The sequence below is a fragment of the Rahnella rivi genome (assembly GCF_019049655.1).
GTDB lineage: Bacteria > Pseudomonadota > Gammaproteobacteria > Enterobacterales > Enterobacteriaceae > Rahnella > Rahnella rivi.
Map to the genome: position 1 here is coordinate 433146 of NZ_JAFMOX010000067.1, position 12976 is coordinate 446121.

The following is a 12976-nucleotide window of genomic DNA, read 5'->3' on the forward strand; positions in this document are numbered from 1 at the left end:
TCCTGTAAGGCTTAACGGTCTACCCAACCTAAAGTCCGGCGGGTGAACGCATCGCGTAGCGGCGTAATGCCTTCCATCGCCAGTAAACCGAGATTGCGTCCGACCATTAATGGCAGCCAGCGGTTGGCAAAGAGGTGGATCAGGCCATCGGTCACACCGACGGTTGCCTGCTGATCGGGCTGACGGCGCTGCTGATAGTCGCTCAGTACGCGGTAACTGCCGACGTCAGAGCCCGTCATCGCCGCATTGGCCAGCGTTTCCGCCAGCGTCATGACGTCGCGCAGGCCGAGGTTAAAGCCCTGCCCGGCAATCGGGTGCAGCGTTTGTGCCGCGTTGCCCACCAGCGCCAGACGGTGGCTGATATGGCTGTTGGCTTTCTGTAATTGCAGCGGATAACTGAAACGTTTTCCGGCCTGTTTCATGGTGCCGAGACGCCAGCCGAAGGCTTTTTGCAGCTCGCTGAGGAACTGCGCTTCGCTCCAGTTATCGATTTCTTCTTTCGCTTCGCGCGGGTGACACCAGACCAGCGAACTGCGGCCATCAGACATTGGCAGCAGCGCCAGCGGCCCGTGCTGAGTGAAACGCTCGAAAGCACGATGGTTGTGCGGTTCGCTGGTTGCCACGTTGGCGATGACGGCAACCTGACCATAATCCTCACGCTGCCAGCCAATGTTGCAGGCTTTTGCCAGCGAAGAGTGCGAACCGTCGGCGGCCACCAGCAGTTGCGCGGTCAGCGTTTCTCCGCTGTCGAGCGTGACGCTGGCGAAGTCCTGCGAACGCGCGACATCGGTCACTTTCGCCGGACAGTGCAGCGTCACGCCGGGCGCATTTTTCAGTAAGGTAAACAGACGCTTGCCGACTTCATGCAGCTCAACCACCTGCCCCAGCGCTTCGACGCCGTAATGGGCGGCATTGAGATGCACAAAAGCCGCATGGCCGCGATCGCTGACGTGAATATCACGGATTGGCGTAGCAATTTTCGCCAGCGCAGGCCAGATGCCCACGCGAGCCAGTTGCTGACAGGTTCCCTGCGCCAGTGCGATCGAGCGGGCATCAAACCCCGGATGCCCGTGGTTTTCCGGCGCAGTGGCTTCCACCAGATGCACCGGCAAACGCCCCTGCGTCAGCGAGGAAATCGCCAGCGCCAATGTGGCACCGGTCATTCCGCCGCCAACAATTACGATGCTCATATTATTTCTGTGCCGCCGCCATTAATGCTTCAATATCATCGGCTTCTTTCACTACATCGCCGGTCAGGATTTCAATGCCGGTGGCGGTGATCAGAATGTCGTCTTCAATGCGGATACCGATGCCGCGGTACGCTTCCGGTACGTCAGCATCCGGCGCGATATACAGCCCCGGTTCAACGGTCAGCACCATGCCCGGTTCCAGCGTACGGCTGCGGTCAACAGAGCCGTAGTGGCCGACGTCATGAACGTCCAGCCCCAGCCAGTGAGATAAACCGTGCATGAAGAACTGGCGATGTGCCTGCTCGGCGAATAGCGTCTCAACGTCGCCTTTCATTACGCCGAGTTTGACCAAACCTTCAATCATCACGCGAACAGCGGCTTCGGTGGCGGCCTGAATACTGCTGCCGGGTCCTAACACGTCGAGCGCTTTGTATTCAGATGCCAGCACAATGTCGTAGATTTGGCGCTGTGCTTTGCTGAACTTGCCGTTTACCGGGAAGGTGCGGGTGATGTCACCTGCGTAGCCTTTGTACTCACAACCGGCGTCGATCAGCACTAAATCGCCGTCGCGCAGTTCGCATTCGTTTTCGGTGTAATGCAGGATGCAGGCGTTTTCGCCGCCGCCTACGATGGTGTTGTAGGAAGGATAACGCGCACCGTGACGGGTAAACTCGTGATGAATTTCGCCTTCAAGCTGGTATTCAAACATGCCAGGGCGACATTTTTCCATCGCACGGGTATGAGCCAGGGCGGTGATCTGCCCTGCGCGGCGCATCACGCTGATTTCTTCAACAGACTTGAACAAACGCATGTCATGCACCCACGGACGCCAGTCAGTGACGGTGGCCGGTGCAGACAAGTTCTGACGGAAGCCTTTGCGCAGTTTTTCCATGGCACGGTTAACGATTTCATCGGCATAAGCGTAATCGCCCTGCGCGTGGTAAACCACATCGAGGCCGTTGAGCAGCAGATGCAACTGGTCATTGATATCATCAAAAGGCAGCGCTTTGGTGACACCAAGCTTCGCCGGTGCAGCATCCTGCCCCAGACGGCGCCCGAACCAGATTTCAGCAGTGAGATCGCGCACGCGGTTGAACAGCACGCTGTGGTTATGATTTTCATCACTTTTGACCAGAATCAGTACCGCTTCCGGCTCGTTGAAACCGGTGAAATACCAGAAATCACTGCTCTGACGATACGGGTATTCACTGTCAGCACTGCGCGGTGCTTCGGGGGCGGAAAAAATCACTGCTGCGCTGCCCGGAGCCATCCTTGCTAAAAGCGCCTGACGACGATTCTCAAATTCTTGCTGAGTCATCTCACCTGCTCTCCTGAAATCGTTTTAATGTGTTGTTATGAAACAATTCATGAAAAACTTAATGCAATGTACGCGGACTTTCCGGGGCGGTCGGCAGGCTGTGGCCAAATTCGCCAAAGCACAGAATGGCCGCCACGCGGACGTATTCCACGACTTCTTCTAAAGACTGCGCCAATTGCTCCTGATCTTCATCTTCGTCGTAACCTAATTGCGCGATGCTGCGCAAATCGTCGATGGCTTCACCGACTTCGCCTTTCACTTTGGCGAGTTTAGGTTGCATCATGCCCAGGCCAAGCAGGAAATGGTTGACCCAGCCGGCCAGCGCATCCGCGCGTTCGAAGATGCTTTTTTCATCGTCAGGCATCATGATTTTGAATTCGAAACTGTCGTCTTCCAGCGTATCAGACGTCACTTTACGCAATTGCTGCAGCAAATCGGCCAGCGTATGTGGGAAGGCCATGCCTTCGTTGGTAAGATCATGCACCAGAGTCAACCAGCTACCGTCGCGGTTGCCACCGCACAGTAAACCACTGATCAGCCCGTGCATTTCTGCCGCTGTTAAAGCAACCGATTGTTGTTTCAGGTTTTGATCCAACGAATCGTAAGTAGGGTAAGTATTCTCAATAGACATGCGCATTCGCCATCGTTGGCTGGATAAGTTCGTGTTATGCTACCACCAAGGTCTGTCGTAGTACCAGATTAGCAGCCTGTGATTGGGCGTACTAAGGTATGAATGACCTGCTCTGAACAATCGGGCAGCAGTCAGCCAGCCATGGGGTTGTAACCTGGTATTGAGATAGTTATAGTGGCGCCCGCTTCCAACATCCTGCGCCAGGTCGTAGTGGTCACGTTGGGGCGGACGAATAAATTAGCAGGAAGGTGGCATGTCTGCACAACCGGTAGATATTCAAATTTTTGGTCGCTCTTTACGAGTGAATTGTCCGCCAGAACAACAGGAAGCACTGAATCTGGCAGCTGAAGATCTTAATCAGCGGTTGCAAGATCTGAAAGTTCGCACTAGAGTCACCAATACAGAGCAACTGGTTTTCATCGCGGCATTGAACGTATGTCACGAACTTGCTCAGGAAAGGTTGAAAACTCGCGATTACGCATCCAATATGGAACAACGTATCCGGATGCTGCAACAAACCATCGAGCAGGCACTGCTCGAACAAGGCCGGATCTCTGAACGTGAAGGGGCGCCTTTCGAATAACACGCGTTGCTGACTGACTGGTCACAGGTCGTCAGAAACGGTAAAAAATTTCTCTGAGATGTTCGCCAGCGGGCCCGTCCCCTGAGCCGATAATTAGTACCAACAGAATGTGATGATCCGTAATCGGTGCGCATGCTCGGTCCGTCCGAGAAGCCTAAAGATTGCGACAGCACGTTCACCTTGAACCATGGGTTCAAGGGTTACAGCCTGCGACGGCATCTCGGAGATTCCCCTTTCTTTCGGTACATCCCATCCTGGTCAATGTATCTATGTCGCACACACCCCAGTACGCTTCAGCAAGACAACACCTTCGCACCGAAATACGCCAACGCAGAAAAAACCTGACACCCGGGCAGCAAGCTGATTTCGCCCTTCAGGCGGCAGAACGTATCGTTTCGCATCCCAAAATTCAGGCAGCTAAAACAGTATCTGTGTTTCTGTCTTTTGACGGTGAGCTGGATACCGCCCCGTTGATTGCGCGTTTATGGCAGGAAGGCAAACAACTTTGCCTGCCGGTTCTGCATCCGTTTTCGCCTCATCATTTATTGTTTCTGCGCTATGCGCCGGATACACCGCTGGTTCGCAATCGTCTGAAGATCCTCGAACCAGGTCTGGATGTCACGCAGGTGATTCCACTCTCACGACTGGATATTATCCTGACGCCGCTGGTTGCGTTCGATAATCACGGGCAGCGCCTTGGTATGGGCGGAGGTTTTTATGACCGCACGCTGGAGCACTGGGAGGATGGCGGGCCTTATCCGATAGGGTTAGCGCATGACTGTCAGCAGGTCGATGCATTGCCAGCCGAGCACTGGGACGTACCTTTGCCGGAAGTCATTACCCCCGGAAAAATGTGGACGTGGTGAAACCCGTCACGGATCCTGATGCCTGCACATGACAGCGTACAAGCCCCATCAGTATGTTGTAACTAAGCCTCTAAAAAACCAGCACCAAGACACAAAACCAAATTAACTCATTGAAATTTCTGTTATTTTTCATTTATACATAGCGTTACACGCCGAAACCATTCACTCACGGACAACCTGAGCCGACACGCATACTATTCTCTCATCGGCCCCGCAGTGGGGTAGACACACAAACCAAAATTCTTGAGGAATAAACGATGAAAAAAGTATTAGCTCTGGTTGTAGCCGCTGCAATGGGCCTGTCTTCTGTCGCTTTCGCTGCTGAAACTACAGCAACTCCGGCGCCTGCTGCGACCACAACAACGGCAGCTCCGGCTCATGCCACCAAGCATAAAGCCCACAAGAAACCTGTTCAGAAAGCTCAGGCAGCCAAGAAACACAAAAAAGCAGCCAAAAAAGCGCCAGTGGCTCAGAAAGCACAAGCAGCAAAAAAACACGTGAAGCATGCTAAGAAAGCAGCTCCGGTTGCACAGAAAGCCCAGGCTGCCAAGAAACACGTGAAACACGCTAAGAAAGCGGCTCCGGTTGCTCAGAAAGCCCAGGCTGCCAAGAAACACGTGAAACATGCTAAGAAAGCTGCTCCGGCTGCAAAAGCAACACCAGCAGCATAAGAAGTAAACCAGAAGTCTTTGTGAACGCATCTGCTCACATTTATCAAGACTGAATAATTTAACACCCGGTTCGCCGGGTGTTTTTTTCTCCAGTGTCTATCCGGAGGTACTGACAGATGATGCTGCGCCGCTACCTGTTCGAAATCACCTTTTCATCCATGATCCTCTGCGGATTGATCACCCTCTCCTTTTACTTCTGAAACATGAAGCGCCTTCCAGGACGCTTAAAAACCTGACATTCCACTTTATGCAGACACAAAAAAACCGCCTTTCGGCGGCTTTGTCATTTATGGCTGATACGATCAGTAAAGCAAACGGGCACGAATGGTTCCCGGGATCGCTTTCATCAGCTGTAACGCGGTAGTCAGCGTCGCGATATCTGTTTCCGCATCGATAACCACATAACCAATTTCCGGGCTGGTCTGCAGATACTGCGCGGCGATGTTGATGCCCTGCTCCGCAAAAATCTGGTTGATGCTGGTCAGCACGCCCGGACGGTTTTCGTGGATATGCAACAGACGGCTGGCTTTCTCAGTGTGTGCTGGCAAAGAGGCTTCCGGGAAGTTAACCGCTGACAGTGTTGAACCGTTGTCAGAGTATTTCGCCAGTTTGCCTGCCACTTCGAGGCCGATACCTTCCTGCGCTTCCATGGTCGAACCGCCAATGTGCGGCGTCAGCAGCACGTTGTCGAATTCACACAGCGGAGAATTGAAAGGATCGCTGTTGGTCGCTGGCTCTTCCGGGAAGACGTCGATCGCCGCACCGGAAAGATGTTTGCTGCGCAGTGCATTGCACAGAGCAGGAATGTCGATGACCGTGCCGCGCGAGGCGTTGATCAGCAGCGCGCCCGGCTTCATCTGCGCCAGCTGCACTTCAGAAATCATGTCTTTTGTCCCGGCGGTTTCGGGCACATGCAGCGTCACGACGTCGCTGGTATTAAGCAGTTCCTGCAACGAAGCAATTGGCTGCGCATTACCCAACGGCAATTTGCTTTCGATGTCGTAGTAGAACACGCGCATCCCGAGGCTTTCTGCCAGGATGCCCAGCTGCGTACCGATATGGCCGTAACCAATGATACCCAGACGTTTGCCACGTGCTTCAAATGAACCGACGGCCAGCTTGTTCCAGATACCACGGTGCGCTTTCGCATTCGCTTCAGGAATACCGCGCATCATCAGCAACATTTCACCCAGCACCATTTCGGCTACTGAGCGGGTGTTAGAAAACGGTGCGTTGAACACCGGAACACCGCGACGCGTGGCGGCTTTCAGATCAACCTGATTGGTCCCGATACAGAAACACCCAACAGCCACCAGTTTTTCTGCTGCCTGGAACACTTCTTCGGTCAGCTGAGTACGCGATCGGAGTCCAACAAAGTGCGCATCACGAATCGACTCTTTCAGCGATTCAGTATCTAAAGCACCTTTGTGAAATTCAATATTGGTGTAACCCGCGGCACGGAGTGTATCAACCGCACTTTGGTGGACGCCTTCCACTAACAAAAATTTAATCTTGTCTTTCTCAAGTGATACTTTTGCCATTTCCCGACCCTATATTTTCTGGCTGAATTCGAACTGCGAGGTGATTGCTCACAGCCAACATAACAAAAAATCCGCCATCATCAATACAAACGATTGCCTGCCAGGCAGCAGAAGGCTCACCGTGCCTGTTGGTTTTTAGCATTTCATGCTGGTTAGATTTTACAGCGCCAGACGTTCAGGAGGAGAAATACTGAAATGTGACATAAGTCACCAAATTAAAGCCTTTGAAGAAAAGATGATTCAACCAGAAAATTATCATCTTCATAACATTGCGTTATGACAGCGGGATGACAAGGCGGAGGCTGGCTGCTTTGAGCTAAAGCAGCCAGATCTTCTGCTTATATCGTCATTACTTCAGTTTAACGGTTTTCACGCCTTCGGAAGTCCCGACCAGCGCCACGTCTGCGCCACGGTTGGCGAACAGGCCAACGGTCACCACACCGGCAATGCTGTTGATCTTATTTTCCATCGCGACGGCATCCAGAATGTTCAGGTTATGCACATCGAGGATCACGTTACCGTTATCTGTCAGCACATTCTGACGGTATTCCGGCAGGCCGCCGAGTTTCACCAGCTCACGCGCAACATAGGAGCGCGCCATCGGGATCACTTCCACCGGCAGCGGGAATTTACCCAGCACATCGACCTGTTTGGAGGCATCCACAATACAGATGAATTTTTTGGCAATCGCCGCAATGATTTTTTCGCGGGTCAGCGCTGCGCCGCCGCCTTTGATCATTTGCATTGAACCGTTGATTTCATCCGCGCCGTCGACATACACATCCAGCGAATCGACTTCGTTACTGTCGAAAACATGGATGCCAAGGCTTTTCAGTTTTGCGGTAGACGCGTCGGAGCTGGAGACTGCGCCTTCGATCTGGCCTTTGATGGACCCCAGTGCATCAATGAAATGCGCGGCGGTGGATCCGGTACCAACACCGACAATGGTGCCCGGCGTAACGTAATCCAGTGCGGCCCAGCCGACTGCTTTCTTCAATTCTTCCTGCGTCATAATGGCTTCTCTGTCTGATAACCCGAAAGTGGCGTGAATAGTTCGGTGAAACGAATTGTGCCGGTGATTATAAAGCATGTCCCGGCAGATTGGGCAGCCAAGAGCGTGACCAGCTCACACTTATTAAGTGCAATTGCGCTGCAAACACCAAGATTTTCCTCACCACAAAAACTGACAAACTGTGGCATAGTGTCCGGATAATATTGAACCCAAGGGACAGAACTCCGATGAAACGCCCGGACTATAGAACGTTGCAGGCACTGGACGCGGTCATCCGTGAGCGCGGTTTTGAACGCGCCGCACAGAAGCTTTGCATCACACAATCGGCCGTCTCTCAGCGTATTAAGCAACTGGAAAATTTATTCGGCCAACCGCTGCTGGTGCGTACCGTTCCACCCCGCCCGACCGAGCAGGGACAGAAATTACTGGCCTTGCTGCATCAGGTGGAATTGCTGGAAGAAGAGTGGCTGGGCAGTGACAGCAACAGCGACAGTAATGATACGCCACTGCTGCTTTCGCTGGCGGTCAACGCCGACAGTCTGGCGACCTGGCTGTTACCGGCGCTGAAATCGGTGCTGGTCGACTCCCCTATCCGCCTGAATTTGCAGGTCGAAGATGAAACACGCACGCAGGAACGTCTGCGTCGCGGTGAAGTGGTCGGTGCGGTGAGTATTCAGCCACAGCCGCTGCCGAGCTGTCTGGTCGATCAACTGGGCGCGCTGGACTATCTGTTTGTCGGTTCCAAACCCTTTGCCGATCGCTATTTTCCGAACGGCGTCACCCGCTCCGCCTTGCTGAAAGCGCCTGCGGTGGCGTTTGACCACCTCGACGATATGCATCAGGCCTTCCTGCAACAGAACTTCGATTTGTCGCCGGGCAGTGTGCCGTGTCATATCGTTAACTCGTCGGAAGCCTTCGTGCAGCTGGCGCGTCAGGGCACGACCTGCTGCATGATCCCGCATCTGCAAATCGAGAAAGAACTGGAAAGCGGCGAACTGATCGACCTGACGCCGGGCCTGTTCCAGCGCCGTATGCTTTACTGGCACCGTTTTGCGCCGGAAAGCCGCATGATGCGTAAAGTCACCGATGCGCTGCTGGCCCACGGGCATCAGGTTCTGCGCCAGGACTGACCTTCCTGCTCACCCAAAAATGAAAAAACCCGCCTGAGCGGGTTTTTTCATTTCTACAGAATCATTCTTACTGAGCAGGTGCTGGTGCTGGTGCTGCGGGTGCCTGAGGCTGCAATTCGAACACCACATCGACCTGATCGTCGAAGTGAATGCTTTGCTGCTCGTAGGTTTGCGCGACATCGCTCTGCCCTGCGGCTTCGGCGGTTTTATACATGCGCGCCACCGGCATCGGCTGGTAGTTAGCCACGTGATAACGGATGCTGTAGACCGGCCCCAGCGTGGTGTGGAAACCTTCGGCCAGCGATTTTGCCTGCTGCGTGGCGTTATCAATGGCTTTCTGACGCGCTTCATCGCGGAAACGATCCGGATTCGCCACGCCCAGCTCAACGGCACGCACTTCATTCAGGCCGGATTTCAGCGCGCCATCCAGCAGTTCATTCAGTTTATCCAGCTGACGCAAGGTGACCTGAACCTGACGCACGGCGCGGTAGCCTTTCAGCTGTGACGTTCCGTCTTTCAGGTAGTCATACTCCGGCTGAGTACGTAAATTCGCTGCATTGATGTCTTTCTTCTCAATGCCGTTTTTCTGCAGGAAAGCAAAGTACTCTGCCACTCGCTCATCAGCCTGTTTCTTGGCGCTGGCGGCATCTTTCGCAGAGACGTTCACTTCAATCGCCAGCGTGGCGATATCCGGCGTGGCGTCAACGCTCGCCGTTCCTGAGGTCACGACGTGCGGCCCGGCAGGTAATTCTGCCGCCTGCAACGCCAGCGGTAATGTCCCTAATCCCAACATCGCTGCAACAGTCAATGCTTTCAGTTTCACAGTGCCTCCATTAATCATCAAAGATATGGCAATAAACGTATTAACTGCGAAACCGTAGCATAATCCGTTACAACAGAAACTAAGATTAGTGACAAAAACTTACTCTGTCATAAAACTTAAAAGATCCCGGTCTGACGCGCCAGCTGAATAGCGATTCCCCACATGATGGTGCCGACAACCGCGTTAATCACCCGCTGTACTTTGCCGGTGTTAAGCCAGGGGGCGAGCATGGCCGCGAGGATCGCCAGCCCGAAGAACCAGATAATGGATGCGCTGACTGCGCCGAGTGCAAACCACGAGCGTTCATCTGCGTTCAGGCTGCCGCCCAGACTGCCGAGCACCACAAACGTATCGAGATAAACGTGCGGATTGAGCCAGGTGACAGCCATCATGCTGACTACGATTTTCCAACGGCTTTGCTTCGCCACTTCCGCCTGCGCCAGTTCAGGATTTTTGCTGAATGCCGTACGAAATGCGCCCCAGCCATACCACAGCAAAAATGCCACGCCGCCCCAGCTCACCAGCAACAGCAATGTCGGGGATTGACTCAGCAGCGCGCTGCCGCCAAAGATGCCACCGCAAATCAGCGCAATGTCGCTCAGGGCGCATAATCCGGCAATCATCAGGTGATACTGACGGCGGATGCCCTGGTTCATCACAAACGCATTCTGCGGGCCGATCGGTAAAATCATCGCGGCGCTCATCGCCAGTCCTTGCAGGAAAATTGCCAGCACGTTGTTATCCTTCAAACAGTCATTAACAGAGAATGCGCGCAGTGTAAGGGCTTTGCAGCCATAAGAGGAAATGGATAATTCTAATCACCCATTAGAACGGCTTATCATCAAGCCGGTGATATTTCAGGCATGAAAAAGGCGCCCGCAGGCGCCTGAAAAAATCCGAATCCGGGAAGGATCGGTTAGTCGAAAGTGCGTCGTTCTTCCTGCGGCTGGGTTGCCGCTTTCGCCACCTGATAAAGGTGAACATCCATCTGCGGGTAAGCAATATTGATGTTGTTTTCATCCAGCGCGCGTTTGAACGATTCCAGCAGATCCCATTTCACGCTCTGCGCATCACCGTTGCTGGTCCAGGCGTACACGATGAAATTCAGGGTTGAAGCCGCCATTTCGTTCAGGCGAACCACAACGTCTTTATCTTTCAAAACACGCGGGTCGGCGGTCACGATATCGGACAGGATCTTCTTCACCAGATCAACGTCAGAGTCATAACCCACGCCGATGGTCAGGTCGATACGGCTGGTCGGTTCGCGTGAATTGTTGATGATGTTACCGGCGATGATTTTACCGTTTGGCACCACAATGATTTTGTTGTCCGGTGTGCGCAGGGTGGTCGAGAAAATTTGTACCTGAGTCACCGTACCCGCCACACCGCCGAGATCGACATATTCACCGGCACGGAACGGACGGAAAATCACCAGCAGAACGCCCGCCGCAAAGTTAGACAGCGAACCCTGCAATGCCAGGCCGACGGCCAGACCGGCGGCACCGATGACCGCGATCACGGACGTGGTTTGCACGCCAATCCGCCCCAGCACCGCAATCAGCGTGAACGCGATAATCGCGTAGCGCACCATGGCGGAAAGGAAATCGGAAACCGTGATATCAATGCCACGAACTTTTAAGACCCGGCTGACGGCACCGGAGACGATGCGGGCGACAATCATCCCCACAATCAGAATAAAGATTGCCGCGACGATGTTGACGGCGTAATGCAGCAGTAAAGCCTGATTTCTCACCAGCCAGTTTCCCGCATTGTTAATGCTGCCCACAACGTTCAAATCATCCATTTAAAGTACCCCAAAAAAATACCCTGACGGGTTTTAAGAAACCAAAGCTGCCCGATTAACGGGCAGCAACTGTGCTTAAAGGTTAACTAACAATGCGATGAAGTGCCAATTTCCGGGGCAATAACCCCGTGAAATTAGGAATTTGCAGGGTGATTTTTCAACGGCTCCGGCGTTTTGAACGCCTGCAACGGACCGCGTCCGGTGAGCGTAAAGGCTGAAATGACGGTGAACGTCAGCGCCACCAGACCGAGGATCAGATAAGTCCCGTGGAAACCGATACGGTCATACATGTTGCCAGCGAATACCGACATAAACATGATCGCCACCTGCTTGAAGAAGCAGAAGGTCACCAGATAAATCGTCGCGGAGAAACGCACTTCAAACACCGACGTAATGTATTTGAAGCAGCCGACAATCAGGAACGGCACTTCAAACATGTGCAGGGTTTTCAGCACCACCACTTCAACCGGCGAAGAGGCAAAGGAGGAGCCGATGATGCGCACTGACATAATCATCCCCGCCAGCAACAGCGCATTTTTGCCCCCGATGCGGTTCACGATAAGCGGCGCGAAGAACATGATGCAGGCATTCAGCAGTTCGCCCATGGTGGTGACATAACCGAAGACCCGTGTTCCTTCTGATGAAGACGCAAAGAACGAGGTAAAGAAGTTGGCAAACTGCTGATCGAAGACGTCATAAGTGCAGGAGACGCCAATAACATACAACGCCAGGAACCACAGTTTGCGATCCTTCAGCAGTTCAAGGGCTATTTTCAGGCTGAACGGTTTGGTATTCGCGCCCAGATCGTTGGCGACGCGGGCGCTGGAAGTGACTTCCGGTTTGGCGATCAGCAACAGAATCGCGAGGATCACCGCACAGCCGGAGCCAAGCCAGAACACAAACTCATTGTTGATGGTAAACATAATGCCGACCACCGACGCGCACAGCGCCCAGCCGACACACCCGAACATCCGCGCACGACCAAATTCGAAGCTGCTGCGACGGCTGACTTTCTCAATATAGGCTTCAATGGCGGGCGCACCGGCATTGTAAATCAGCCCGAGATAGATGCCGCCGACCACCGATCCGAGATAAATATTCACTTTCAGCAGCGGGCCGAACACGTAGATAAAGAACGGCGCAAACAACACCAGCATGCCGGTAATGATCCACAACAGATGCTTTTTCAGCCCCAGTTTATCTGAGAGTAAACCGAACACCGGCTGGAACAATAATGAGAACAGCGAGATGCTGGCGAAGATAATGCCGGTGTCACTTTTACTGATCTGATTGATGTCATGCAGCCAGATCGGGAAGAACGGGAAATAGGCCCCCATGATGAAAAAGTAGAAAAAGAAGAACAGCCCGAACATCCAGAAATTGGTATTTTTCATGTAATTCATTTGC

Annotated in this window: 14 protein-coding genes and 1 other RNA gene; 6 read left to right on the plus strand and 9 right to left on the minus strand. The window is 53.3% G+C overall.

What is annotated here, in order from left to right; genetic code table 11:
• Window positions 1-11 precede the first annotated feature (11 nt).
• From ubiH to J1779_RS25095, 3 genes are read right to left on the minus strand one after another with little or no spacing between them, the layout of a single operon-like run.
• Window positions 12-1190, minus strand: coding sequence for a 2-octaprenyl-6-methoxyphenyl hydroxylase (gene ubiH / locus J1779_RS25085; RefSeq protein ID WP_217205037.1), 1179 nt, complete (start codon window positions 1188-1190; stop codon window positions 12-14).
• Between the two features lies 1 nt (window position 1191).
• Complete coding sequence (gene pepP / locus J1779_RS25090) at window positions 1192-2508, minus strand: Xaa-Pro aminopeptidase (RefSeq protein WP_217205038.1); 1317 nt, start codon at window positions 2506-2508, stop codon at window positions 1192-1194.
• A 58-nt stretch (window positions 2509-2566) separates the two neighbouring features.
• Complete coding sequence (locus J1779_RS25095; protein WP_056773168.1) at window positions 2567-3139, minus strand: YecA/YgfB family protein; 573 nt, start codon at window positions 3137-3139, stop codon at window positions 2567-2569.
• Between the two features lie 253 nt (window positions 3140-3392).
• Here J1779_RS25095 and zapA point away from each other — a divergent pair, with 253 nt between their 5' ends.
• The 5 genes from zapA (at window position 3393) to ydgU (ending at window position 5459) form a co-directional block, all read left to right on the plus strand.
• Window positions 3393-3722 carry a cell division protein ZapA gene (gene zapA / locus J1779_RS25100; protein WP_013576788.1) on the plus strand — a complete coding sequence of 110 codons (330 nt, stop codon included), beginning with the start codon at window positions 3393-3395 and terminating at the stop codon, window positions 3720-3722.
• Between the two features lie 47 nt (window positions 3723-3769).
• Window positions 3770-3953: non-coding RNA, 6S RNA (gene ssrS / locus J1779_RS25105), on the plus strand.
• Window positions 3954-3991: 38 nt separating this feature from the next.
• On the plus strand, window positions 3992-4588 hold the full coding sequence (locus tag J1779_RS25110; RefSeq protein ID WP_217205039.1) for a 5-formyltetrahydrofolate cyclo-ligase: 597 nt from the start codon (window positions 3992-3994) through the stop codon (window positions 4586-4588).
• 257 nt (window positions 4589-4845) lie between these two features.
• Window positions 4846-5259, plus strand: coding sequence for an acid resistance repetitive basic protein Asr (gene asr, locus J1779_RS25115; protein ID WP_015698458.1), 414 nt, complete (start codon window positions 4846-4848; stop codon window positions 5257-5259).
• A gap of 119 nt (window positions 5260-5378) precedes the next feature.
• Window positions 5379-5459 (plus strand): small membrane protein YdgU, encoded by an 81-nt coding sequence (ydgU, locus tag J1779_RS25860; RefSeq protein ID WP_455769640.1) that lies wholly within the window; start codon window positions 5379-5381, stop codon window positions 5457-5459.
• Between the two features lie 102 nt (window positions 5460-5561).
• Here ydgU and serA read toward each other — a convergent pair whose 3' ends face one another.
• Both serA and rpiA read right to left on the minus strand, forming a co-directional pair.
• Window positions 5562-6800 (minus strand): phosphoglycerate dehydrogenase, encoded by a 1239-nt coding sequence (serA, locus tag J1779_RS25120; RefSeq protein ID WP_122096066.1) that lies wholly within the window; start codon window positions 6798-6800, stop codon window positions 5562-5564.
• A 349-nt stretch (window positions 6801-7149) separates the two neighbouring features.
• On the minus strand, window positions 7150-7812 hold the full coding sequence (rpiA, locus tag J1779_RS25125; protein ID WP_013576792.1) for a ribose-5-phosphate isomerase RpiA: 663 nt from the start codon (window positions 7810-7812) through the stop codon (window positions 7150-7152).
• Between the two features lie 227 nt (window positions 7813-8039).
• Between rpiA and J1779_RS25130 the strand changes: the two genes are divergently transcribed.
• Window positions 8040-8942 (plus strand): LysR family transcriptional regulator ArgP, encoded by a 903-nt coding sequence (locus tag J1779_RS25130; protein ID WP_056773177.1) that lies wholly within the window; start codon window positions 8040-8042, stop codon window positions 8940-8942.
• 67 nt (window positions 8943-9009) lie between these two features.
• On the opposite strand, the gene J1779_RS25135 is transcribed toward J1779_RS25130, so the two are convergent.
• The 4 genes from J1779_RS25135 to J1779_RS25150 all read right to left on the minus strand — a co-directional run bounded on the left by J1779_RS25135 (window position 9010) and on the right by J1779_RS25150 (window position 12972).
• Complete coding sequence (locus tag J1779_RS25135; protein WP_122096067.1) at window positions 9010-9765, minus strand: oxidative stress defense protein; 756 nt, start codon at window positions 9763-9765, stop codon at window positions 9010-9012.
• A 116-nt stretch (window positions 9766-9881) separates the two neighbouring features.
• Window positions 9882-10499, minus strand: a complete 618-nt coding sequence (gene argO, locus J1779_RS25140; protein ID WP_122096068.1) for an arginine exporter ArgO — start codon at window positions 10497-10499, stop codon at window positions 9882-9884.
• A 182-nt stretch (window positions 10500-10681) separates the two neighbouring features.
• Entirely contained in the window at window positions 10682-11569 is an 888-nt protein-coding gene (mscS, locus tag J1779_RS25145; RefSeq protein ID WP_056773188.1) for a small-conductance mechanosensitive channel MscS, read from the minus strand.
• A 134-nt stretch (window positions 11570-11703) separates the two neighbouring features.
• Window positions 11704-12972: an MFS transporter gene (locus tag J1779_RS25150; protein WP_056773190.1), complete on the minus strand. Its 1269-nt coding sequence runs from the start codon at window positions 12970-12972 to the stop codon at window positions 11704-11706.
• Window positions 12973-12976: the final 4 nt, after the last annotated feature.